The sequence below is a fragment of the Pacificibacter marinus genome, assembly GCF_018860665.1.
Taxonomy (GTDB): Bacteria; Pseudomonadota; Alphaproteobacteria; order Rhodobacterales; family Rhodobacteraceae; genus Celeribacter; species Celeribacter marinus_A.
This window is the reverse complement of record NZ_JAHKPK010000051.1, coordinates 22,515-45,924: the sequence shown is the minus strand read 5'-3', so window position 1 is coordinate 45,924 and position 23,410 is coordinate 22,515. Positions and strand designations below refer to the sequence as shown.

At 53.2% G+C, this 23,410-nt stretch carries 25 protein-coding genes; 11 read left to right on the top strand and 14 right to left on the bottom strand.

Translation table 11 applies throughout. From position 1 onward, the window contains the following. Positions 1 to 174 precede the first annotated feature (174 nt). From cysS to KO497_RS13375, 3 genes are read left to right on the top strand one after another with little or no spacing between them, the layout of a single operon-like run. On the top strand, positions 175 to 1,743 hold the full coding sequence (gene cysS / locus KO497_RS13385; RefSeq protein WP_215944462.1) for a cysteine--tRNA ligase: 1,569 nt from the start codon (positions 175 to 177) through the stop codon (positions 1,741 to 1,743). After that, positions 1,740 to 3,377: a citramalate synthase gene (cimA, locus tag KO497_RS13380; RefSeq protein ID WP_215944461.1), complete on the top strand. Its 1,638-nt coding sequence runs from the start codon at positions 1,740 to 1,742 to the stop codon at positions 3,375 to 3,377. The genes cysS and cimA overlap by 4 nt, the downstream gene beginning before the upstream one ends. After that, positions 3,377 to 4,168, top strand: a complete 792-nt coding sequence (locus KO497_RS13375; RefSeq protein ID WP_215944460.1) for a squalene/phytoene synthase family protein — start codon at positions 3,377 to 3,379, stop codon at positions 4,166 to 4,168. Before cimA ends, KO497_RS13375 begins: the two co-directional genes overlap by 1 nt. On the opposite strand, the gene KO497_RS13370 is transcribed toward KO497_RS13375, so the two are convergent. The 3 genes from KO497_RS13370 to fumC all read right to left on the bottom strand — a co-directional run bounded on the left by KO497_RS13370 (position 4,141) and on the right by fumC (position 6,069). Next, a complete protein-coding gene (locus tag KO497_RS13370) occupies positions 4,141 to 4,386 on the bottom strand; it encodes a ribbon-helix-helix domain-containing protein (RefSeq protein ID WP_436799293.1) in 246 nt (81 codons plus the stop codon). The genes KO497_RS13375 and KO497_RS13370 overlap by 28 nt on opposite strands. Continuing rightward, on the bottom strand, positions 4,383 to 4,565 hold the full coding sequence (locus KO497_RS13365; protein WP_215944459.1) for a DUF4169 family protein: 183 nt from the start codon (positions 4,563 to 4,565) through the stop codon (positions 4,383 to 4,385). Before KO497_RS13365 ends, KO497_RS13370 begins: the two co-directional genes overlap by 4 nt. 109 nt (positions 4,566 to 4,674) lie before the next feature. Further along, entirely contained in the window at positions 4,675 to 6,069 is a 1,395-nt protein-coding gene (gene fumC / locus KO497_RS13360; protein WP_215944458.1) for a class II fumarate hydratase, read from the bottom strand. Positions 6,070 to 6,629: 560 nt separating this feature from the next. Here fumC and KO497_RS13355 point away from each other — a divergent pair. The 3 genes from KO497_RS13355 (at position 6,630) to KO497_RS13345 (ending at position 10,550) form a co-directional block, all read left to right on the top strand. Then, positions 6,630 to 9,434: a glutamine-synthetase adenylyltransferase gene (locus tag KO497_RS13355; RefSeq protein WP_215944457.1), complete on the top strand. Its 2,805-nt coding sequence runs from the start codon at positions 6,630 to 6,632 to the stop codon at positions 9,432 to 9,434. Positions 9,435 to 9,503: 69 nt separating this feature from the next. Further along, the gene (locus tag KO497_RS13350) at positions 9,504 to 9,797 is read left to right on the top strand and encodes a hypothetical protein (protein WP_215944456.1); all 294 of its coding nucleotides are present in this window, start codon (positions 9,504 to 9,506) and stop codon (positions 9,795 to 9,797) included. Between the two features lie 246 nt (positions 9,798 to 10,043). Further along, the gene (locus tag KO497_RS13345) at positions 10,044 to 10,550 is read left to right on the top strand and encodes a beta-lactamase hydrolase domain-containing protein (protein ID WP_215944455.1); all 507 of its coding nucleotides are present in this window, start codon (positions 10,044 to 10,046) and stop codon (positions 10,548 to 10,550) included. Positions 10,551 to 10,589: 39 nt separating this feature from the next. On the opposite strand, the gene eda is transcribed toward KO497_RS13345, so the two are convergent. Further along, the gene (gene eda, locus KO497_RS13340; protein ID WP_215944454.1) at positions 10,590 to 11,231 is read right to left on the bottom strand and encodes a bifunctional 4-hydroxy-2-oxoglutarate aldolase/2-dehydro-3-deoxy-phosphogluconate aldolase; all 642 of its coding nucleotides are present in this window, start codon (positions 11,229 to 11,231) and stop codon (positions 10,590 to 10,592) included. 190 nt (positions 11,232 to 11,421) lie between these two features. Next, positions 11,422 to 13,227 carry a phosphogluconate dehydratase gene (gene edd / locus KO497_RS13335; protein WP_215944453.1) on the bottom strand — a complete coding sequence of 602 codons (1,806 nt, stop codon included), beginning with the start codon at positions 13,225 to 13,227 and terminating at the stop codon, positions 11,422 to 11,424. Positions 13,228 to 13,629: 402 nt separating this feature from the next. Between edd and KO497_RS13330 the strand changes: the two genes are divergently transcribed. From KO497_RS13330 to KO497_RS13315, 4 genes are all read left to right on the top strand, one after another. Beyond that, complete coding sequence (locus KO497_RS13330) at positions 13,630 to 13,791, top strand: RSP_7527 family protein (protein ID WP_215944452.1); 162 nt, start codon at positions 13,630 to 13,632, stop codon at positions 13,789 to 13,791. 180 nt (positions 13,792 to 13,971) lie between these two features. After that, entirely contained in the window at positions 13,972 to 14,595 is a 624-nt protein-coding gene (locus KO497_RS13325; protein WP_215944451.1) for a DUF6778 family protein, read from the top strand. Between the two features lie 41 nt (positions 14,596 to 14,636). Continuing rightward, positions 14,637 to 15,842 (top strand): RSP_2647 family RNA methyltransferase, encoded by a 1,206-nt coding sequence (locus KO497_RS13320; RefSeq protein ID WP_215944450.1) that lies wholly within the window; start codon positions 14,637 to 14,639, stop codon positions 15,840 to 15,842. Positions 15,843 to 15,855: 13 nt separating this feature from the next. Next, a complete protein-coding gene (locus KO497_RS13315; RefSeq protein WP_215944449.1) occupies positions 15,856 to 16,398 on the top strand; it encodes an RSP_2648 family PIN domain-containing protein in 543 nt (180 codons plus the stop codon). A gap of 4 nt (positions 16,399 to 16,402) precedes the next feature. Here KO497_RS13315 and KO497_RS13310 read toward each other — a convergent pair whose 3' ends face one another. The 9 genes from KO497_RS13310 to KO497_RS13270 all read right to left on the bottom strand — a co-directional run bounded on the left by KO497_RS13310 (position 16,403) and on the right by KO497_RS13270 (position 22,699). Continuing rightward, entirely contained in the window at positions 16,403 to 16,624 is a 222-nt protein-coding gene (locus KO497_RS13310; RefSeq protein ID WP_215944448.1) for a DUF6434 domain-containing protein, read from the bottom strand. A gap of 31 nt (positions 16,625 to 16,655) precedes the next feature. After that, the gene (locus tag KO497_RS13305; protein ID WP_215944447.1) at positions 16,656 to 17,345 is read right to left on the bottom strand and encodes a M48 family metallopeptidase; all 690 of its coding nucleotides are present in this window, start codon (positions 17,343 to 17,345) and stop codon (positions 16,656 to 16,658) included. Between the two features lie 5 nt (positions 17,346 to 17,350). Continuing rightward, positions 17,351 to 18,025, bottom strand: coding sequence for a DedA family protein (locus tag KO497_RS13300; RefSeq protein ID WP_215944446.1), 675 nt, complete (start codon positions 18,023 to 18,025; stop codon positions 17,351 to 17,353). Continuing rightward, positions 18,022 to 18,366: a hypothetical protein gene (locus KO497_RS13295; RefSeq protein WP_215944445.1), complete on the bottom strand. Its 345-nt coding sequence runs from the start codon at positions 18,364 to 18,366 to the stop codon at positions 18,022 to 18,024. Before KO497_RS13295 ends, KO497_RS13300 begins: the two co-directional genes overlap by 4 nt. A gap of 132 nt (positions 18,367 to 18,498) precedes the next feature. Next, entirely contained in the window at positions 18,499 to 19,683 is a 1,185-nt protein-coding gene (locus KO497_RS13290; RefSeq protein WP_215944444.1) for a vWA domain-containing protein, read from the bottom strand. A 53-nt stretch (positions 19,684 to 19,736) separates the two neighbouring features. Continuing rightward, entirely contained in the window at positions 19,737 to 19,901 is a 165-nt protein-coding gene (locus KO497_RS13285; protein ID WP_215944443.1) for an apolipoprotein acyltransferase, read from the bottom strand. A 76-nt stretch (positions 19,902 to 19,977) separates the two neighbouring features. Next, entirely contained in the window at positions 19,978 to 21,408 is a 1,431-nt protein-coding gene (locus KO497_RS13280; RefSeq protein ID WP_354668123.1) for a DUF2927 domain-containing protein, read from the bottom strand. After that, a complete protein-coding gene (locus tag KO497_RS13275) occupies positions 21,409 to 21,855 on the bottom strand; it encodes a GNAT family N-acetyltransferase (protein WP_215944442.1) in 447 nt (148 codons plus the stop codon). It lies immediately after the preceding gene. Position 21,856: 1 nt separating this feature from the next. Continuing rightward, positions 21,857 to 22,699: an AAA family ATPase gene (locus KO497_RS13270; protein WP_215944441.1), complete on the bottom strand. Its 843-nt coding sequence runs from the start codon at positions 22,697 to 22,699 to the stop codon at positions 21,857 to 21,859. Between the two features lie 183 nt (positions 22,700 to 22,882). Between KO497_RS13270 and dksA the strand changes: the two genes are divergently transcribed. Then, complete coding sequence (gene dksA, locus KO497_RS13265) at positions 22,883 to 23,305, top strand: RNA polymerase-binding protein DksA (RefSeq protein ID WP_215944440.1); 423 nt, start codon at positions 22,883 to 22,885, stop codon at positions 23,303 to 23,305. Positions 23,306 to 23,410: the final 105 nt, after the last annotated feature.

Here is a 23,410-nt window from a genome sequence, read left to right as displayed (position 1 = left end):
GGTCAAATAGGGGGCTTTGCAAGTCCAGTTTGCGCTGCTAAACAAATGCCATGACCCAAGATTGCACCCTTATTATTTGCTGCATTATCCGCTGACATTGTCACGCGGGTCTCTGGTCTCTTTTCTCTATTGAATGAAGCTGATATGCCCGCGGGGACACCCGAAGGAAGAGCTATGACCAACGCGAACACCGAGACAGTCATCCGTTTGACGAACACGAAAACCCGCAAGAAAGAGGTGTTTACACCCATCGATGCGCAAAATGTGCGGATGTATGTCTGTGGGCCAACGGTCTATGATCGCGCCCATATCGGCAATGCGCGGCCTGTGATCGTATTCGATGTGCTCAATCGCTTGCTGCGTCATGTTTACGGGGCTGATCACGTCACTTATGTGCGCAATTTCACCGACGTGGATGATAAAATCAACGCCAAGGCCGCCGAAACAGGCCGATCTATTCGCGACATCACGGATGAGACAACCCAGTGGTATCTGGATGATATGCAAGCCGTTGGCGCCATGGACCCCGATCACATGCCCCGCGCGACAGAATATATCGATCAAATGATCACGATGATCGAAGGCTTGATCGCCAAAAAACACGCCTATCCTGACGGCGCGGGTCATGTGTTGTTTTCCGTGAACAGTTATCCGCATTATGGTGACCTGTCTGGCCGCAACACAGACGACATGATCGCTGGCGCGCGGGTCGAGATTGCCGATAATAAACTTGATCCGATGGATTTCGTGCTGTGGAAACCCTCAGATGCGGAGACCCCTGGTTGGGACAGCCCATGGGGCAAAGGTCGCCCCGGTTGGCATATCGAATGTTCTGCCATGGCAGAGGATATTTTGTGGAAAAAACCACTTGAAGCAGGTGAGTTGAGCGACAGTGCACTCGCGCATCCACATACCTTTGATATTCACGGCGGCGGCAATGATTTAATGTTTCCGCATCACGAAAACGAGATCGCGCAAAGTTGCTGCGCAAGCGGCCACGCAGAAGACGGCGCAGGCTTTGCCAATTACTGGCTGCACAACGAGATGCTTCAGGTTGAAGGCAAGAAAATGTCCAAGTCTTTGGGCAATTTTTTCACTGTGCGGGATTTGTTAGAAAAATATCAACGTCAATTTGCAATTGACAATATTGGACCCGCTATTCGCCTTCGTTTTCTTCAAACTCATTATCGCTCACCGATGGATGTTACTGGCCAGTCTATAGAGGATGCTGCTGTTAAGCTCGACAATTGGGCGAGAATACTTGAGTCGTTTTCTGTAAACAAAAGCATCGTTTCGGAGCCCAACCCAGTTATTCTTGCGCTCGCGGACGATTTAAATACTTCAAAAGCAATTTCAGAAATGGACAAACTGCATTCGTTTCTTTCTGAGCCTTATTTGTCGGGCACCGTAGTTTCTGGAAACAATGATCGGAGCCAGGAGATTCTGTGGTTCAATGAAGGCTTTGAAATTTTAGGCTTTACGCTTGATGGCATTAATTCCCTTCGGCACAGTGTTTGGTCTGAAAAGTTAAAATCAGTTAGTATAAACACGGATGTGTCAAAGCTAATCGAAGCACTTCTAGAGGAACGGCGAAAAGCTAGACAAGATAAAGATTGGGCCAGAGCGGATGAATTGAGGGACGCATTTGCAAATTCAGGTGTCGCAGTAAGCGATACTTCTGATGGCGTTTCTTGGGAGTTGATGCAGAACTTCGATCCCTCCAAACTGGAAGGCTTGCTATGACCACGCAAAAAGACCGCCTCTACCTCTTCGACACCACATTGCGTGATGGTCAGCAGACCCAAGGCGTGCAGTTTTCGACACCTGAGAAATACCAGATCACAGATGCGCTTGATGCGCTTGGGGTGGATTATATCGAGGGCGGTTGGCCCGGTGCCAATCCGACAGATTCCGAATTTTTCGATCAAGCGCCCAAGACCAAAGCGACGTTTCTTGCGTTCGGTATGACCAAACGGGCAGGGCGCTCGGCTGAGAATGACGAGGTGCTGGCAGGTGTGATGAACGCGGGCACAGATGCTGTTTGTCTGGTCGGCAAAACCCATGATTTCCACGTGACCACCGCCCTTGGCATCACCTTGGACGAAAACCTTGAAAACATCTCGGCGTCGTTCAAACATCTTGTCAAACATGGACGCGAGGCCTTGTTCGACGCGGAACATTTCTTTGACGGCTACAAAGCCAACCCTGACTATGCGCTGTCATGCCTGAAAGCGGCCTATAACGCGGGTGCACGCTGGATTGTGCTCTGCGATACCAATGGCGGCACCTTGCCCGCCGAAGTCTACAAAATCACTTTGGACGTGATCGCAAGCGGTATTCCTGGCGATCATTTGGGCATTCACACCCATGACGACACGGGCAATGCCATCGCCAATTCCTTGGCGGCGGTCAATGCGGGCGCGCGCCAAATCCAAGGCACGCTGAACGGTTTGGGCGAACGCTGTGGCAATGCGAATTTGGTCTCGCTGATCCCGACATTGCTGCTCAAAGACCCCTATAAATCGACACTGGAAACTGGCGTGACAATGGACGCGTTGGAAGGTCTCGTGCAGGTCTCGCGCATGTTGGACGATATCTTAAACCGCGTGCCGCAACGCTCCGCGCCCTATGTTGGGGCGTCGGCGTTTGCGCATAAAGCGGGCCTGCATGCCTCAGCGATTTTGAAAGACCCGACCACATACGAACACGTCCCGCCAGAGCTGGTCGGCAATGCGCGGATCGTGCCGATGTCGAACCAAGCGGGGCAATCAAACCTGCGCAAACGTCTTGGCGATATGGGGCTGAACCTGCCCAAAGGTGATCCTGCGATGGGGCGTATTCTGGACCGCATCAAAGACTTAGAGGGGGTTGGCTATTCCTTTGACACCGCGCAGGCCTCGTTTGAATTGCTCGCGCGCCAAGAAATCGGTCTGCTGCCTGTGTTCTTTTCTGTCGAACGCTATCGCGCCACTGTCGAACGGCGCTTGGATGCGCGCGGGGAAATGAACCACCTGTCCGAGGCGACTGTGGTGGTCAATATAGGCGGCGAACGGTTGTTGTCGGTTTCGGAAGGTATCATGGCGGATGGCACTGACGGTGGGCCAGTGAACGCCTTGGCCAAAGCCTTGGTCAAAGATCTTGGGCCATACCAAAGCTTGATAGAAGACATGGAACTCGTTGATTATAAAGTCAGAATAACCCAAGGCGGGACAGAGGCGCGCACCCGCGTGATCATTGATCACGAGGACAGCATAGGGCGGCGTTGGTCCACAGTGGGCGTGTCGTCCAATATCATAGACGCGTCCTTTGAAGCGTTACTTGATGCGATCAATTGGAAACTTGTGCGTGACGGGGCGCAAGCCCTTGGTGCGGAATAATGGTGCAAGCGCAAGACATCCAAGCCTGTGCTGAATTGGTGAAAACCGCTGATCAAGAACGGTTTCGCGCCACGATGGCCGCACCTGTGCCTGCGCGTGATGTGTTGTTTCCGATCCATGCCTTTTGCTTGGAAGTGGCGAAAGCGCCTTGGTTGACCAAAGAAAGTATGATTGCCGAGATGCGATTGCAGTTCTGGCGTGATGTCTTGCAAGAGAAAATCGACGGCAAAGACCCGCGTGCCCATGAGGTTGCGCGGCCACTTGCGGGGATTTTGGACGCAGAGGCGGCACAGGCCTTGGATGCGACTGTGACCGCACGCCAATGGGATATTTATAAAGACCCGCATGACGATATCACTGCGTTCAAAACCTATTTAACCAACAGCTATGCGTTGCCTTTGGTACAGGCATCTCGCTTGCTTGGTGCCTCAATTGAGGACTGTAAGGTATTGGAAAGATTAGGGTATGCAGGTGCATTGGTGCGCTATTTTGCAGCGGTGCCTAAGCTGCAAGAGGCAGGTCGCGTGCCGCTTGTTGACGGGCGATTGAGTGCTGTTGCGGACCTCGCAGGTGAGGCTCTCGACTTAGTGCGCGGGTCTGGAGACGTATTGGCAGGGCTCAGCAAAACCGCTCGCGCACCGATGAATGATGCGATGACCCATCTGCCACTGTTGAAGGCTGCGGTGAAAGATCCGAGCGCAGTGATTGACGGCCGACTAAGCATGACGCCGCTGCGCCAATCTTTGCGTTTGGCGCTTGTTTCTCAGGCGCCGTCTTGGGCTTTCGTTTGATAATAGCCCAAAACGTAAACGCGAATGGCCGAAGCCAGCCCGCTTTCAACGCCACGCATATTGTCAATTTCTGCCGCTAAGACATTGATTGGCTTGCCCGTTTCGCGTGCTATGTCGCGAAAGGCTGTCCAAAATGGATCTTCCAGTGACACGGATGTGCGGTGACCATGTAGGGTGAGTGAGCGTTTGACGGGGCGTCCTATCAAAGGGGCGATCATTCGCCTTGATCCGTTTTATGCCCGTCGAGCAGGGTCTTTGCCTTGGATTTCTCGGCCTTTTCCAAGTCCTTTTGCGCTTTTGTGCGCCCGAATTTCACAGAGTTTTGCTCAGCCTGCGCGCGCTTGTCTGCGCGGGCCTTTTGTTTGCGAAACTTGTTGAGATTTATAACGGTGCTCATGGGGTGGTATATTACCATCCATAAGTGGCAAAGCCAAGGTTTTATAGCGACAGGCAAAGAAAAGGGCGACCCGAAGGCCGCCCCCAAATGTGTTGAACAAAATGGCGATTTAGTCTTTTGGACCAATCATTTGCTCAGGGCGCACAACGGCGTCAAAGGTTTCGGCGTCCACAAAGCCCAAAGCAATCGCTTCTTCTTTAAGAGTCGTACCGTTTTTATGAGCGGTTTTGGCCACCTTCGTCGCATTGTCATAGCCGATGGTCGGCGCAAGCGCTGTGACCAGCATCAAGCTTTCTTTCATCAACTTGTCGATGCGATCGATATTGGCTTCGGTGCCCACAACCATATTGTCGGTAAAGGCAGAGGCGCTGTCGCCCAAAAGCTGCATAGATTGTAGGACGTTATAAGACATCATTGGGTTGTAGACGTTCAACTCAAAATGGCCTTGCGATCCAGCCATGCCAACAGCCGCGTCATTGCCCATAACGTGGCAGCAGACCATTGTAAGTGCTTCGGCTTGGGTCGGGTTCACTTTGCCCGGCATGATGGACGAGCCAGGCTCGTTTTCTGGCAAGATCAATTCGCCCAGACCCGAGCGCGGACCAGAGCCCAAAAGGCGCATGTCATTGGCGATTTTGAACAGGCTTGCGGCCACAGTTTTCAAAGCGCCAGAGAACATCACCATCGCGTCATGTGCGGCCAAGGATTCGAATTTGTTTGGCGCAGTCACGAAAGGCAGGCCTGTGATGTCGGCCATATGTTTGGCGACGGCTTCGGACCAGCCTTTTTTCGTGTTCAAACCTGTGCCAACGGCTGTACCACCTTGGGCAAGCTCGTAAATGTCAGGCAAGCAGGCGTTGACGCGTTCGATGCCTTTGCGCACTTGATGCGCGTAGCCGCCGAATTCTTGGCCCAAGGTCAAAGGGGTCGCGTCTTGTGTATGCGTGCGGCCAATTTTGATGATGTCTTTGAACTGCTCGGATTTGGCTTCCAAAGCTGAGGCCAATTTGTCGAGACCGGGCAGCAAAACATCACGCGCTTGCATACCGATGGCGACATGCATGGCTGTGGGGAAGGTGTCGTTAGACGACTGACCCATGTTGCAGTGATCGTTGGGGTGCACTGGTTTTTTAGAGGCCAATTCGCCACCCAACATTTCAATCGCGCGGTTCGAAATCACTTCGTTGGCGTTCATGTTGGACTGTGTGCCAGACCCCGTTTGCCAGACGACCAGAGGGAAGTTGTCGTCGAATTTGCCGTCGATCACTTCGGTGGCGGCGGCAATGATCGCGTCGGCGAGATTTTTATCGAGATTACCTTGGGCAAAGTTTTCCATCGCACAGGCTTTTTTCACCACACCAAGGGCGCGAATGATCGGCACGGGCTGTTTTTCCCAACCGATGGGGAAATTCATGATGGACCGCTGTGTTTGCGCCCCCCAATATTTGTCTGCAGGGACCTCTAGTGGGCCAAAGCTGTCGGTTTCTGTACGGGTGGTGGTCATGGGGGCTCTCCCTTGGTGCGAAGCCATAATTTGGGTTGGATATACGCTTTTGTGGGAGGGCTTGCAATGTATACGATTGCATACATGTCTGTGTTAGCGCTAATTTTTCAAATATTTTGAAGAGAGCCCAAATCCACGTTGTGGCAAGACAATTGATTTATGTCCCGAAACGACTGGCGAGTTCATTAACGGTCTCATCGCCTCCAAGATTAGCAGATCTGCAAACCGCAGTTGACGCCAATGTTCGTATTTCGAGAGGAGCGCAGTTTGACCGTCCGCCTTTTCGCGATGTGTGCGAATCAAGCGATTATCCCTTAGATCATGGCGGATCATGGTTTCGACTTTTCTGCGTGCACCGGCTTGCAACTATATATGTGCAGAGCAGAGTCATAACCCGCAAAGAAAACTTATCCGCGCAGCATCCAGAAGTCGTAAAATCCGTGTTCCAGTTTTGGTCTCGAAATCATTTTGTCGTAACTCAAAATCAGATGCTGTTTTGACCTTGCACAATGTCTTGTGAAAGGGGTCATATAGGCTGCCAATCCATTGGAGACCACCAGATGTCTAGCACGTCCTTTGCAAGTAAAATAACGCGGCTGCCACGGGCCTATGATAGGGACCGAGGAGCAGAAGCGGCGGCATTTGTGCCCGATTTGACAGGGCAAACGCGTGATTTGATCATGGGTGCAGGGGGCAGTGCGCCCTATTTGCATGGGTTAATCGGTCGCGAATCCGACTGGATATCACAGGCGATCAATGATCCTGAATCGGCATTGGCCTCTGAATTGATGCGCATTGCGTCCTTGGCTCCTGATACGCAGATTGGCACATTGAACGCAGAGTTGCGCCGCGCCAAACGACGTGTTGCCTTGCTTGCGGGCCTATGCGATTTGGCAGGCGTCTGGCCGCTGCATCAGGTCACAGGGGCCCTGTCGGATCTGGCCGATCACACGACGCATACAGCACTGCGGGCGCATGTCGCGCGCGAGATCGAGCGCGGGAAATTACCAGGCCAGACCCAAGATGACATCGAGAGCTGTGCTGGGATGGTGGTCTTGGCCATGGGCAAACATGGGGCAGGGGAACTCAATTACTCCTCTGATATTGATCTCATTTGCCTGTTTGACGAGACCCGATTTGATCCTGTGGACCGTATGGACGCGCGTGCAGGCTTTATCCGCGCCACACGCAAAGCCATGGCGTCTTTGTCGGAACTCACTGCGGATGGTTATGTGTTTCGCACGGATTTGCGTCTGCGCCCCGATCCATCTGTGACACCTGTGTGTTTTGCTATGGATGCGGCCGAGCGGTATTACGAAAGCGTTGGCCGCACGTGGGAGCGTGCCGCCTATATCAAGGCGCGCGCCGCTGCGGGTGATATGGTTGCAGGTCAACAATTTTTAGAGACGCTCACGCCTTTCGTCTGGCGCAAACATCTTGATTTTGCGGCCATTCAGGAAACCCATGATATGCGGCTGAAAATCCGCAAACATAAAGGGTTAGGTGGTGCGCTGAAACTTGAGGATCACAATATCAAATTGGGACTTGGCGGTATTCGAGAAATTGAATTTTTCGCCCAAACGCGACAGTTGATCGCAGGGGGACGCGACAAAGATTTGCGTATGCGTGGCACCTGTGATGCCTTGAAAGGATTGGCAGATAAGTCTTGGATAGAAAACGATATTTGTGATATTTTGACCGCCGATTATACCGCGCATAGAGAGGTTGAGCATCGTTTGCAAATGCTGCGTGACCAGCAAACGCATAGCCTGCCATCCACACCGGAAGAATTCGATCGATTGGCGCATTTGATGGGCATGGACACAGAGGCCATGCGTGCAGATATTTTACAACGCTGTGCCCGCGTGCATGAGGTGACAGAGGGCTTTTTTGCCCCCTCCGAGGTGCAGGCACCTGAAATCGAGCAATCCGATGAGTTGCGCGAAATCACATCGCGTTGGCAAAGCTATCCGGCACTGCGCTCAGAGCGCGCACAGGAAATTTTTGATCGCCTGAAACGTGACATTTTGATCCGCATTCAAGCCCAAGATCGCCCATTGGAAGTGGCGGCCAATTTGGATGGTTTCTTGCGTGGATTGCCCGCTGGCGTACAACTTTTTGCGCTTTTTGAGGCCAATCCTCAGTTGATAGATCTGATCCTCGATATCGTCGCCACAGCACCGCATTTGGGACGATACTTGTCACGAAACTCTGGCGTCTTGGATGCCGTCATTGGCGGCGCTTTCTTTGCGCCATGGCCCGGACGCGATGCTTTGCGTGCCGAGCTGGCGCAGACCTTGGCCAAATCCGAAGATTACGAGTTGGCCTTGGACAATTCGCGTCGCTGGGCCAAAGAATGGCATTTCCGCATTGGCGTTCACCAATTGCGTGGGCTTATTTCTGCGGATGAGGCGGGGCAGCAATATTGTGATTTGGCATCGGCGTCGATTGCGGCGCTTTACGATGTGGTGGTCGATGCTTTTGCACAAAAACACGGGGTGCCGCCTGGGCGCGGCGCGCTGGTTTTGGGCATGGGATCGCTCGGGGCAGGACGCTTAACGGCCGCCTCCGATCTGGATATGATTGTGATATATGATGCAGATGGTGTTGAGTATTCGGATGGAAAACGTCCTTTAGCCTCAAGGGCTTATTACGCGCGCTTAACGCAGGCTTTGATCACGGCTGTAACCGCGCAGACCGCGCAGGGTCGACTGTACGAAGTTGATATGCGACTGCGACCCTCAGGCAAACAAGGCCCCGTCGCCACCTCTTTTGACAGTTTTGTCGCCTATCAAAAAAACGAGGCATGGGTTTGGGAACACTTGGCGTTGACGCGCGCTCGCGTTGTTGCGGGTGCGCCTGATTTGTCTGCGGCGGTAGAGCAGTTTCGCATCGATTTGCTGCAAACACGGCATGACGAAGCCGCGATCCGGTTCGAGACCAACGACATGCGCAGACGTTTGGCAGAGGCCAAGCCGGGGTCATCTTGGGACCCCAAAAGCGGGGCCGGACGGATGATGGACATCGAATTGGTGGCCGAGGCGGCGGCTTTGATCGCGGGCTGTCCCGCGCAAGACGTTTATGCGCAGTTGCAATCGGGGCGGGACTTTGGTTGGTTGGCGCAAGATGAACACGACGTTTTACGCACAACCTACAAGCTCACATGGCGCTTGCAGTCGGCTGCGCGATTGTTGACGGGGGATAAACTTGATCCGACGGCCATCGGCACGGATGGGCGCGCGTTTTTGATGCGCTCCACCGAAACCGATAGCATAGAGGCCTTGTCGATACAGATCGCACAGGCCAGTGCTGCGGCTGCTGATGTACTGGACCGTGTTCTGGCACGCCCTGCTGTGTCATCATAAACGCTATGGCTCTTGCGCAGAGCCTTGGCGCACCCTAGCTGATGAAAGCTGAAAACAGGAGAACCGCCCATGTCGCGCCGCGAAACACTTGATTACGATGAAGCGCTCGATCCGGGGGGATTGATCCGCGAATCCTACCGCATTGAAAACATCACGATCCAAGAGGCGCGGTCGATCTTTTTGGATTGGGCGATTAAGCTCGGACCGGATTTGCGACCAGATATCGCGATCCGACGTTTGATTGGCCTATATGAACAAGGGGCCGCAGACCAACACCCGATGACTTTGGTCTTGCGTGAAGGTTTGGGCAGTTTGATCGGCCCAAGCGGGCGGCGTGGCGGTTCTCGTGCGCGGCGCGGTTAAAGCGCGCGATACTTTCGATATGCGCAATAGACTCATGCTGTGATCATTTAACTAAATTTCGCGTTTTATTGCTGAAATAGGGTAACGTATTCGTAAGCAGTTTCAGTAAGATTTCGAGCATTAGAACAAAAAGACCGCAGATATCGAGGGGGCTGGGCAGTCAATAGGCCCTGATACATCCTGAGATTTTACCAAATCGCTGTTGCGAAGGACGCGCCTGCGCCGGTTTTGGAAATGGAGTTTTAAATGCGTATCAGAAGGCTTAACGGAATCTTCGCAATTGCCAATCAGGTTGAGGTGAACACGGTCCGTGATCTGGCAAAAGCTAGTTATAAAACAGTCATTTGCAATCGGCCAAATCATGAAGACCGTGATCAAGCGGACTTTAAAGTGGTCGCAGCCGAGGCGCAGAAACTTGGTCTAAAAGCGATTTACTTGCCGATTCATGAGAGTGGTGCAACCGAGCAGGATCAAGCCGCGTTCGAAAAACATATACTTGAATGTCCAAAACCGATTGTCGCCTACTGCCGCTCGGGCACGCGCTCGGCAGGGCTTTGGGCTAAATTCGATGTTGCACGTAACGGTGGACATGAAGGTGGCCCAGAACGCCGTGTTGATGCAATGCGATCTGGTGCACTGTCAGCGCAACCTGCCGCAAGCATGGCTTATGCCGCAGGTTTCAGCGGGCCAAGGCTGAGTGCCACCACAACGATCGGATCGGCGGCATCGCGTATAAGCCGCAGATCGAATTGATCCGCAGCTTATGTAAGTGTTTTTTGGAATGAGACAGTGTTAGCGCGACAGTGCAGCGGCCTCGCGTGCCAGTTCTTCGATGGCTTTCCAGTCGCCTTTGTTCACCAGATCATTCGGTGCAACCCATGAGCCGCCAACGCAAAGCGCGTTGGGCAAAGACAAATACTGGTGCGCTGTCTTCACTGAAATGCCGCCAGTTGGGCAGAATTTCATTTGCGGTAAAGGAGCGCCGATGGCTTTTAGCGCAGGGGCGCCGCCGTTGGCTTCTGCAGGGAAAAACTTGGCGACAGAATAGCCGCGCTCAAGTAGGCGCATCACATCGGAGGATGTCGCAGTGCCCGCCAACAATGGCATGTCCTGCGCTTCGCAAGCATCCAAAAGAGCGTCTGTCGCCCCAGGGGATACGCCGAATTTTGCGCCCGCAGCTTTTGCATTTGTCACGTCTTGCGCTGTCAAAAGCGTGCCCGCGCCAACGGTGCCGCCTTCGACTTTTGACATCTCTTTGATAACGTCAAGGGCGCAGGGTGTGCGCAAGGTCACTTCGAGAGCTGGCAAACCGCCCGCGACGAGCGCTTCGGCCAATGGACGTGCATGGGCGACGTCATTGACAACAAGAACAGGGACGACGGGGGCGAGTGCGCAAATCTCGGCGCACAGAATGCTGGCCTCTTGTGGGGTCATGGTGGGGCTCCTTATGCCGCAAAATAGGGGTGTTAGCCCTAACAAACCTATTGTCACGCTCAGGTCAAGTGACAGTCGCTTTTGCAACGCGTTTGAGCATCACACAATGCGTCAAACTTGTGAAAATGCCGCCCACAGGACTGTGAACGGCAGACTCTTTGATGAACAGATGTGCCTGATGGCCGAGATCTTATAGGATCGTCGCGGCCCCTTCGGTGGCGTTGCCTGCGTTTTGACGGAACACTTCGAACAGCTCGCGGCCCATGCCGACGCTGTTGGCGGACAAATCAATTTGCACGGCTTCGCGGGTGTCAAAATCTGCCTCAAGCACTTCCAAAGTGCCTGCAACCGCGTCCACGCGGACCAAATCGCCATCGCGCAGTTTTGCGATCGGCCCACCGTTTGCAGCCTCTGGCGAGACGTGAATGCAAGCGGGCACTTTACCAGAAGCCCCAGACATACGGCCATCCGTGACCAGCGCCACTTTGAGACCGCGGTCTTGCAGGATCGATAGAGTAGGGGTCAAAGAGTGTAATTCGGGCATTCCGTTGGCGCGCGGGCCTTGGAAGCGCACGACAACCACGGTGTCTTCGGTAAATTCACCATTGTTAAAGGCCGGTTTCACATCGCGTTGATCGTGGAAAATGCGGACTTTGGCCTCAACGATACGGCGTTCAGGGGCGACGGCAGAAACTTTCATCACGCCACGTCCGAGGTTGCCTTTAAGCTCTTTCAGGCCACCGGTTTTTTGAAAGGCGTCAGAGACTGGGCGTAAAATGCGGTCGTTCAGCGTCTCTTTGGAGCCGTCCTCAAACACCAAGACGCCATCTTTGATTTTCGGGTCTTTGGTGTACAGTGATAGCCCATCGCCAGCGATGGTTTTGACGTCTTCATGCAGCAAGCCATTTTCCAATAGCTGCCCAATCATATAGCCAAGTCCACCCGCTGCGTGGAAGTGGTTCACATCAGCCAAGCCGTTCGGATAGACTTTGGCCATCAAAGGGATCACTTCCGAGATATCAGAAAAGTCTTGAAGGTCCAGAATGATGCCTGCAGCACGCGCCATGGCTGGCATGTGCAACACAAGATTGGTTGAGCCACCGGTGGCCATCAAGCCAACAAGCCCGTTCACAAAAGCTTTTTCGTCCAAAATCTGCGACGTTGGACGGAAATCATTGCCCAGATTGGTGATTTCAAGGGCGCGTTTGGCCGCGGCTGTGGTCAATGCGTCACGCAGATCGGTGCCTGGATTGACAAAAGACGCACCGGGCAGGTGCAGCCCCATGATTTCCATCAGCATTTGGTTGGTATTGGCTGTGCCGTAAAACGTACAGGTGCCAGACCCATGATAGGACGCCATTTCAGCCTTCATCAATTCTTCACGGCCGATTTCACCAGTTGCAAATTGTTGACGTACTTTGGCTTTCTCATCGTTCGGAATGCCTGAGGTCATAGGGCCCGCAGGAACAAACACTGACGGAATGTGGCCATAGGTGGCCGCCGCCATCACAAGGCCAGGGACGATTTTGTCGCAAATTCCAAAGAACACCGCGGCGTCAAAGCAATTGTGCGACAGGCCCACACCTGCGGCCAAGGCGATCACGTCACGAGAGAAGAGAGACAGTTCCATACCCGGTTGACCTTGGGTGACGCCATCACACATCGCTGGAACGCCACCTGCGACTTGGGCTGTTGCACCAACAGAGCGTGCCGCATCGCGGATGATATCAGGGTAGTGCTCATAAGGTTTATGCGCGGACAACATGTCATTATATGCGGTGATGATGCCAAGGTTTGCCGCGCGCTCTGCAACAAGCGCATCTTTGTCTTGACCCATGGCAGCATAGGCGTGCGCTTGGTTGCCGCAGCTCAAATGTGCGCGCACAGGACCCGCGTTTGCTGCAATGCCCATCCGCTCTAAGTATGTGTCACGTGTTGGGCGTGAGCGCTCTATGATACGGTCTGTGACGGCTTTTATCTGTGCATTAAGTGACATGGAGCGGGCCTTTGCGGTCAATTTTAGGATGAATTGCGTTTTGGGGGCTTGCGTGAGTTAATATACATCTCGTTAGCGCTAAACCATACAGTGTTAGCGCTAACTTAAGGCCGCAGCGCAGAAATGTCCAGAACCATTTACGACATCGGCGTGCAGTATAGCATCTGCCTGTTCTTTCATCGACAGACATCTGGAAACGGGCGAGGGCGAGGTGTTTGTGGTAACACGATCCGATGTTTCCAACATGTTGCGCTGCAATGCAGCAGGCGCATGGCGGGGTTTCGCAATGGGTAGTGGTGGTCTGAGGCGGTGAGGCGTAGATATGGATCAAGCAATACGACAGTGTCCTTGACCTAGGATACAGAGCGCAAAACAAAATTACGACTTAAAAGGAAATATAACATGACAAACGCACCAGTCTCACAACTCGAACTCATTGCAATCGAAGCGCGTGCACGTCAACTTCGTGCGGAAACTGCTCTTAGCATCGTTACGACCGTTTCCAAATGGGTTCGTCGCCAATTTTCATTCGGTACAACCTCTACAGCACAAAACGCTGCATAAATCTGATCTTGGCCTGCCGGAAAGCGGTGGCCTAAACGGATTGCAATAAAAAGCGATATACAGGTTTCCCGAAGAAACCCAGAAAAATCCCGCAAAATGCTGCGGGATTTTCTCATTCCTGCCTCAATTCGCCATCATGGTTAACACAGAATTAATGGGGAATACCCCGGAGGCAGAGCAATGAAAAACGTCACTAAATGCGTAAAAATGATCGCAGCAATTGGTCTCATCGCCAGTGCAGCTGCCTGTACAACTGTTGAAACAACATCGCGTGCCACGCCAATCGATGCGCCGCTTTCTGGGCAGGCTTCAGCCAAGCCAATTTACATTCAGCCCGACTTTAAAGTCAGCGAGATAAATGTCTTGGTGCCAAAAACCTTGACCGTATCCGAAGCCAATACATATAAACCAAACGCAGATATCGTCTGGCGTGGGGATGCTTACGGCAATCGCTATGATCAGGTTCAAGCTGTTATGGAAACAGGTCTGGCGACTGGCGCGCAGGCTTTTAATGGTGCGCAAGAGGTTATTGTCGATGTGCAACTGGTTCAGTTTCACGCGCAAACCGAAAAAGTGCGTTACACCTTTGGTGGCGAACACGAAATTATTTTTGCTATGACCATTCGTGACGCCCAGACAGGGGCCACACTCGTACCGCCGCGTTTCGTGGATGCAACTTTCGATGCTTTGGGTGGTATCGCCGCCGTAAATGCTGAAAAAGCTGGCGTGACCCAAAAGGTTCGGATCATCGAGCGACTGGCCGAAGTGATCACAACTGAGCTGCAACAGCCCTACGCCTTCTGATCCCCCTTTCATGGAACGCAAAACCTAAGTAAGAGGGGTGCATGACGCACCCTTCTGAATCATTACCCACCATTCGTCTCACCCCAAAAGCCAATGCCCGCGCAGTGCGCCACGGCAGCCCTTGGGTGTTTGACAATGAGCTGGTCCTCGACCGCCGCACGAAAAACCTCACACCCGGCGCAATTGCGCGGCTTGAGGATGCGGAGCGTAACTTTTTGGCCCTCGTTGGTGTCAATCCAAACAGCCGCATCTTTGCGCGGGTGTTGGACCGTGACCCTGACATGGTGATTGACGAGGCTTGGTTTATCCCCCGCGTCAAACATGCCCTACAGCACCGCGAAATGTTGTATGCTGAGCCCTTTTATCGCTTGATCCACGCTGAATCCGATGGCCTGCCTGGCGTTATCGTTGATCGTTTTGGCGATACTTTGGTGATCCAGCCGAATGCGGCTTGGGCTGATGCCTTACTGGCGCCTTTGGTCGCAGCTTTGAAATCTGTCACGGGGGCCACGACCATCGTGATGAACGGCTCTGGCCGCGCGCGCACTTTGGAAGGTTTGGACGAAAAACTAGAAGTGATTGATGGCGCTGTCGAGGGCGTAATCCCTGTGTCCATGAACGGCGCCACCTATATGGCGGACCTGATGGGCGGACAAAAGACCGGCCTGTTCTTTGATCAACGCGACAATCATGCTTTTGCGCAAAACCTCGTCAAAGGCAAACGTGTCTTGGATGTGTTTTCCCATGTTGGCGGGTTCGGCTTGGCGGCTTTGGCGGCTGGTGCAGACTCCGTTGTCTGTGTTGACAGCTCAGCCCCTGCACTGGAATTGGCTGCACAAGGCGCTGCCGCTATGGGCGTGTCTGACAAATTTAGCACCCGCAAAGGCGATGCTTTCGATACTATGGCAGCTTTGCTGGCCGAGGGTGAAACGTTTGACGTGGTGATCTGTGACCCGCCTGCTTTTGCGCCCTCAAAACCTGCGCTTGAAAAAGGTCTGCGGGCTTATGAACGTGTGGCGAAAATGGCAGCGGCTTTGGTTGTGGATGGCGGATATTTGGGGCTGTGTTCTTGTTCACATGCCGCTGATTTGGAAAAATTCCGCAATTCGTGCAATCGTGGCATTGGTCGTGCAACGCGATCAGCGCAGTTGATCCACACGGGTTTTGCCGGTGCCGATCACCCATTGATGCCGCAGCTTGCGGAAAGCGGATACCTAAAAGGCCTGTTCTACCGCATGATGTCTTAAGGGCTTTAAATACATGAAAAAAGTGCTCCTTGATGCCTGCGTTTTGTACCCCACGGTTATGCGTGAGGTTCTGTTGAACGTGGCCGCCAAGGGGCTCTTTACGCCTTTATGGTCTGAGCGCATTTTAGAAGAATGGGCCCGCGCTGCGCGTAAAATTGGCCCTACAGGTGAGGCGCAGGCCCGCATGGAAGTGGCTTTGATAAAAGCTGCTTGGCCAAAGGCTTGCGTTAAACCTCACGCTGGGTTGCAAGCACGACTGTATCTGCCGGATGAGAACGACATTCATGTTCTGGCTGCCGCGATTGCAGGCAATGCCGATGAGCTTGTCACCATGAATACTTCCGATTTTCCACAAAACACCCTGCGCGAAGAAGGCGTCGAACGCCGTGATCCTGATGGTTTCCTATGGGAACTCGCCTCGCATCACCCCGATCTGGTCGGTGCCGCCTGCGAAGATGTGCGTTTGACGGCCGAGCGTCTGTCTGGCCAACCTTGGGATATGCGTAAACTGATGAAAAAAGCTCGCCTCCCTCGGTTGGGGAAGATGTTAAGCTGACCTGCTATTTGGCCTTTTTTGCCACCTGACGCCGCGTCCATTCATCCGCAACATCGCCCAAGGTTAAATCCGTTCCATCTTTGATCCATTGCATAAAGGGGCGGTCAAATTTGAAGTCTTCGCCGCAGGCTTGCCGTAAAAAACGCCGTACATTCTGCGTGTTTTTATAGTTGGGCGTAATGGGCGTGTCTCGGGTGAGAGGGGCTGAATGCCAGTCGATCCGCATATGACGTCCTCCGATTGATGCGTTTATACGGCTAAGCCTGCCACTTTGCCTCGTTCACCTCAATCGCTTTGATCCGGTCTTCCACTTTCGGGTGGCTCATGAACCATGCAGGTGTCTTGGCACCATGCGCGCCTGTCAGTGCATTGAGTTTCAAAAACAAAGACTTCTGCGCCTCCGTGCCAATGCCTGATTTATGCAACAGGGCAGAGGCATAGGCATCCGCCTCAAATTCATCGCGGCGCGACAGTTTGGCGGCCAGCATGCTGGTCATGGCAGAGGCGATATAGATCGCAAACGGGCCGATGAGTGGCACAAAACGCAATCCCATCGCCAGCGCCGTGCGCAAAGCGTTTTGGCCTGAAAAATCTATCATCCGCCGTTTGGAATGACCCAAAGCGACATGGCCCAATTCATGCGCCACAACGGAAGCCATTTCTTCGGCTGTGACTTCGCCAGAACGGAATTTTTGGTAGAACCCACGCGTGATATAGACTTTGCCATCCGGGGCGGCCAAGCCGTTCACTGGCTCGATGTCGTATAAAAACACCTGAACACGCGGTAAATCAAGGGCTTGGGCCAGCCGCATGAATTGATCGCGCAGGGTTGCGTCAGCCAGTTCAGCGGATTTTGACGCCAATTCGCGTGCAGAGCGTCCCGCGGACATGCGGTACATGACATAGCCGTAGATGAGGGCCAAAAGGATGGGGAGGAACTTGAGCATATGACTTATATGGTGCTCTCGGATTGTTTGGCAAAGGGGGCGGGGGGTGTTTCTTGATTTTGCTCACGCTCGCGGGCTTTATCCGTGGCACGTTGCGCGCGCAGGACTTGGGTGATCCAAAGGCCTGCAACGGCTGCAATAGCCAATGCTGCGATCAAGCCCATGACATCACTCACCAGTTCGGACACCAATGCCAAACTGCCCGCGAATGCAAAACCAATCCAGATGTACAGATTGACCCAAATCGCTTCGCCCAAAACGTCGGCAATAGTGAAACGAAACCAATTCAAACCCGCAGCGCCCGCGACCACATTTACATAGGGTCCAAGGGGCGCGACAAGCCATGTTGAGAAAAACACACCATATCCGCCACGCCTGTCCACGGTTGCCTCTGCTCGTGCGATCACACGCGCGCGGGCAGGCGAGCGCGACAACCGTGTCAAAGCGCGTCGTCCGAATTTACGCCCGATAAAGAAACCGGTTTGGTCCCCCAAAACCGCGCCTGAAAAAGCCGATATCAACAAAATGGGCACCGAAATATCGCCTGAGGCCGCCAAAGCGCCGCCAGCCAGCATCATCAAAGATGTGGGGATAGGGATAAACAGGCATGAAAAAAAGGTGCAAATGAAGACGCCGAAATAGCCGTAGGTCGTGATCAGCACGAAAATACTATCCGTCATGATCCATCCTTTGGCGCAGAGCCCTGTGGTGGAGAGGACGGAGGGGAAGGGCGTGTCATATTGAAACTGTCAATCGAGGCTTCGACAGATGTGATCAAGTCGCTGGTTGAAATATTCTGCGCTGCGGCGATTTGGTCCAAGCTCATAGGGCCTTTTTTGCGGCGTTGAAATTCACCTAAGGCATCTAAAACAACATGAGGCGGAACGGCCCAAGAGTGCGCTATATATTTTGGCGTCATCCATGGCTCTATCGCTTGCGCGCGATGTTGTGGATCATTCCAATAGACCCAAAGCGCGACAGAGCGTACAGTGAAAAAGCCCGCGACTGCCAGTGAGACCACCAAGACAACCGTGGCGATTGGCGCATTTTGCCAAAAACGTTTGAAAAACTGTGGTATGACGCGATCCTTTTCGGGCGTTTTGTGGGTATTATACGCAGGCTCCGCAATATTCCGTCGCGCAGGGCATGTGTCTTACGACCCCAACAGTTTCATACCCTTTGTCAGCCCGTCAAGCGTCATCGGCACCATGCGGTTGTCGAAAATTTCGTTGATCATGCCAATAGAATGGGTGTAGCGCCAATGCTCTTGCGGAACAGGGTTCAACCAGAGGTGATCGGGCCAATGGGCGCGGGCACGCGATAGCCAAACTTCGCCGCTTTCATCGTTGTAATGCTCGTTGGCACCACCGCGCATCGCGATTTCGTAAGGTGACATCGACGCATCGCCAACAAAAATCACTTTGTAGTCTTTGCCATAGGTGTTGAAAACGTCTTGGGTCGGGGTTTGCCCGTTCCAACGACGGATATTGTCGCGCCAAACGCCCTCATAAAGACAATTGTGGAAGTAATAATATTCAAGATGTTTGAATTCCGAGCGCGCGGCAGAAAACAATTCTTCGACCACCTTGATGTGATCGTCCATCGAGCCGCCCACATCGAAAAACATCAAGACTTTGACGGCATTGCGCCGCTCTGGTCGCGTTTTCACATCAAGATAGCCGTTCTCAGCCGTCGCGCGAATGGTGCTGTCCAAATCCAGCTCGTCATGAGCGCCGTCTCTGGCCCAAGACCGCAGACGTTTCATCGCAATTTTGATGTTGCGGGTGCCCAGTTGGGCCGTGTCATCAAGGTTCTTGAAGTCCCGCTTATCCCAGACTTTGACAGCTTTGCGGTGACGCGATTGGTCTTGGCCGATGCGGATGCCTTCGGGATTATAGCCGTATGCGCCAAAGGGTGAGGTGCCGCCGGTGCCTATCCATTTAGAGCCACCTTGGTGACGGTTTTTTTGCTCTTCCAAGCGTTTTTTGAGTGTCTCCATCAGCGCATCAAACCCACCCGAGGCGTCAATTTCGGCGCGCTCTTCGGCACTTAGATGTTTCTCTATTTCCTTACGCAGCCAGTCTTCGGGCAGATCAATCGCATCGATAACCTGTTCCGAAGATATGCTTTCAAGTCCCTGAAAAGATTTTGAAAAGGCTTGATCAAACCTGTCGATATTGCGTTCATCTTTGACCATGATTGCGCGGGCCAGAAAATAGAATTCTTCGATGTCATACTGTGCCAGACCCGTGGACATAGCCTCCAAAAACGCAAGATATTCGCGCAAGGACACAGGCACGTTGTGGCTGCGTAAGGCTTGAAAAAAGGGTAAAAACATCAAAGGTCCCTCATATTAAAGGGGCTGGCCTGCGCGCCGCGGGTCCATGGATCTTAGATCAAAATATCGATGATCAGGGTTAGAAATAAACCGATCACAGAAAACCCCAGCATCAAAGCCGCAGCATATTGCAACTTATCCAATCGGTTTCCGTCCCGTTTTGCGGCGATGCGCCATCCAAGTGTTGCGCCGACAATTGCCAATAGAATGACGATCATAGTTTATGTCCTTCATCTGCCAAAACGCGCGCAGACCTGCGTCACTCTTTGGGCTGTTTTGCGAAACAGAGCCGTCTTAACGCCGCGCGAGGCTTGCGATTTCGCTGGAACGCGCCAGGACCTGTTCATCTGTGCCAAATCCATACCGCGCCCAGCCCAGACTGTCGAGCCGAACCAGCCGTGCCTCAGAGGCGCGACCAAGAGCGGTCAGGGCTTCGGCTTTGGTCATCATCAAAGAGGCGAGCAAGGTTGCATTGCCAGCGGTGCGCGCGATCGGGATCGCAGTGTTGGTGAGGCGTAAGGCTTCGTCAAAATTGTAATCAAGCAAAGCAATGGCCGAAAGCTGCAAGGCGACATGAGCAGCATGATAGGTGGTATCGCTGCGTGCGGTATAAATGGCGTAGGCGTCTGATAATGCTGCCTTTGCAAGTCCGCGATTAGCCCCAACAGACAAACGGCCAAGCAAGAATAATGAAAACCCGGTGCGCGAGTCATTCCACCCTTGGGACAGCGCATAGTTGACAGCGCGTGCAGCTGCAGCACGGCGCGCGTCCAGCGATGGTTGTGCGCCCATTGCGGCCTCGACATCATTGATCCAGGCGCGTGGCGTCGGCGTGAAGGGCGGTGTGCTCACGCGATTTCCGGCTGGGTTTATTTTACTTAAAATGGCTGGCAAACGCTGTGCCACTTGCGTGCGCGACATGCCATTGCGCAGCGCAGGGTCATAGGTCGCGCGTAAAATCAGCATATCAAATTCAGTCAATATCGAATGGATATTGTCATCATTATAGACACTGTCGGTCAAGCTATACAGATCGTTGAGCGGTCCCAAGGCTTGCGCCAACTCTTCGTGCAGACAGTCGCGAATTTCTTGCGGTGCTTCATCATTGGGGATGAAGATCGATAGCTTTTCACGCTGTGTGACGTTGGTCCAGCTCAAATCAGCACGGCCCGCATGGCGGTAGGACGCCCAACTGGAAATATTGGGCGCAACGATGCAAGCCGCATTGGGAATGCGTTGGCGCAAGTCTGCATGGGGCAGGGTCTCGATGGTGATATTCGCGTCCACATTTGGTCCGACGCGAGTGATATCAATGCCCGCTTCTCGGCGCAGCCGCGAGATCAACAGTTCCAGATCTGGCCCCAAAGATGCAGGAATCGCAGTCCCCGTCACGCGCAGGGTGATCGGCCCGTCAAATCGGGTGAATTGTGACAGCTCGGTGCCATTTTCAAGTTGAAAACTCAGCGCCATAAAATCACGCGCGATAGAGGTGTTTGAACGGGTTGTCGTGGCGGGTCTTAGGGATGAAAAAAGCTTCATCGGAGGCAAATCAAGCAAGATCGAGGGCGCACGGGTCGTGTCGCGCTGTGGGACTCGCAGTTCCGGCGCGCCGCAGCCGACCAAAAGCCCCATGGCCAAAGCTGCCACCCCCAGTCGCAAAACGCCCCGCGCCTTTAGCGAACGCGTAACAAACATAGGATTGGAAAAGGGCGCTGATTTAAACACTTAATATGGCCTTTGGTATTTCACAAACGGGGTTAAAGTGGCGACTTGGTCGTAGAGATGGCGGGCCGTAAAATTGGTCTCTTGCGTCATCCAATAGACCGATGGCGTCTCATTTTCATCTGCGGCGCTGTAAACGCGGTTGATCAAGGCCCGCGCGGCCCCTTTGCCACGTGCGCTTTGCGTCACGTATAGGTCTTGTAGGTAAACCACATCTTCCAGCCGCCAATTATGGGCATGAGTGATGTAATGCACAAAGCCAATGATCTTATCGTCTAAGACGGCCACAAAGGCTGCGCGGTCTGCCTGCGCAGGGTTCGTCAGCCGATCGAACGTGGCTTCTGATACGGTGTCGGGCACTGCAGACTCGTAAAACGTCAAATAGGCCTGCCAAAGCGGTTTCCAAGCCTCTTGATCTGCACGCGTCATTGCACGAATGGTGATGGCCATCTCAGCGACGTCCTTTACGGTCTAAAAAGGCCAAACGTTCGAACAGTGCGACGTCTTGTTCGTTTTTCAACAAGGCACCATGCAGTTTGGGCAGCGCGTTTGCACTGTCCATCGCAAGGTCTTCTGGTGTCAAATCTTCTGCCAACAACAATTTAAGCCAATCCAATACTTCCGAGGTCGAGGGTTTCTTTTTGAGCCCTTGAGTCTCTCTTATGGTATAGAACTGTGTCAAAGCCGTGGTCAAAAGACGGTCTTTCAGGTTCGGGAAGTGAACGTCGACGATTTGGCGCATCACCTCCATGTCTGGAAAGCGGATGTAATGGAAAAAACAGCGCCGTAAAAATGCGTCAGGCAGTTCCTTTTCGTTGTTTGAGGTGATGATGATCACAGGGCGATGGCGCGCGCGCACAGTTTCGCCCGTCTCATAGACATGAAATTCCATCTTATCGAGTTCTTGCAGCAAATCATTGGGAAATTCGATGTCGGCCTTGTCGATTTCATCAATCAGCAAGACCACCTTTTCGCCCGCCTCAAAGGCCTGCCATAGCTTGCCTTTCTTGATGTAATTGCTCACATCCTCAACCTTTGGATCGCCCAGTTGGCTGTCACGCAGGCGCGACACCGCGTCATATTCGTACAGTCCTTGTTGGGCGCGGGTGGTGGATTTGATATTCCATTCGATCATCTGCAACCCCATGCTGGCGGCCACTTGGCGTGCCAGTTCGGTTTTGCCTGTCCCCGGTTCGCCTTTGACCAAAAGAGGCCGCTCAAGCGTGATGGCCGCGTTCACAGCAACTGTCAGGTCTTTGGGCGCGATATAAGTGTCGGTTGATGCGAATTTCATATGTAAAGGGCCCCAATCTAACGAATTTTCATGCCAATCATAGCAGCGGATCACAAAGGTACAACGCGTGGTAGATCACCTAGTGACATCCGCTTGCAAAGCAGGTAAATGAGCGGCAATTGGAGGTGCCGACCAGTCAAAAGTGATAGCACTTGAGCTGTCGGCGACAATGAGGTGAGCACTATGACGGCCGAATTAACCCTGCCTGACGATTATCGTCCATCGGTGGACGAACCCTTTATGAACGAACGTCAGATCGAATATTTTCGTCGGAAACTTGAAAATTGGAAAGCAGAGCTGCTGGATGAAAGCCGCAACACGCTTGAAGGTTTGCAAGACGGAACCCGAAGCATTCCAGACATTGCGGATCGTGCGTCTGAAGAAACCGACCGCGCCCTTGAATTGCGCACGCGGGATCGTCAACGCAAGCTCGTTACAAAAATTGACGCTGCCTTGCGTCGCATCGAAGCTGACGAGTTTGGGTATTGCGAAGAAACGGGCGAGCCGATTTCGCTTAAACGTCTTGATGCACGCCCCATCGCGACCTTGAGCCTTGAGGCGCAAGAGCGTCACGAGCGCCGCGAAAAAGTACACCGCGACGATTGATCTGATCGTGTGTTTTAGACAGGGAGTACGCGTCGCGCGGCATTGCGCGCAGGTGACCTGTCATTGAATCTATGCCAAACACCGAAGCAATCGCTTCGGTGTTTT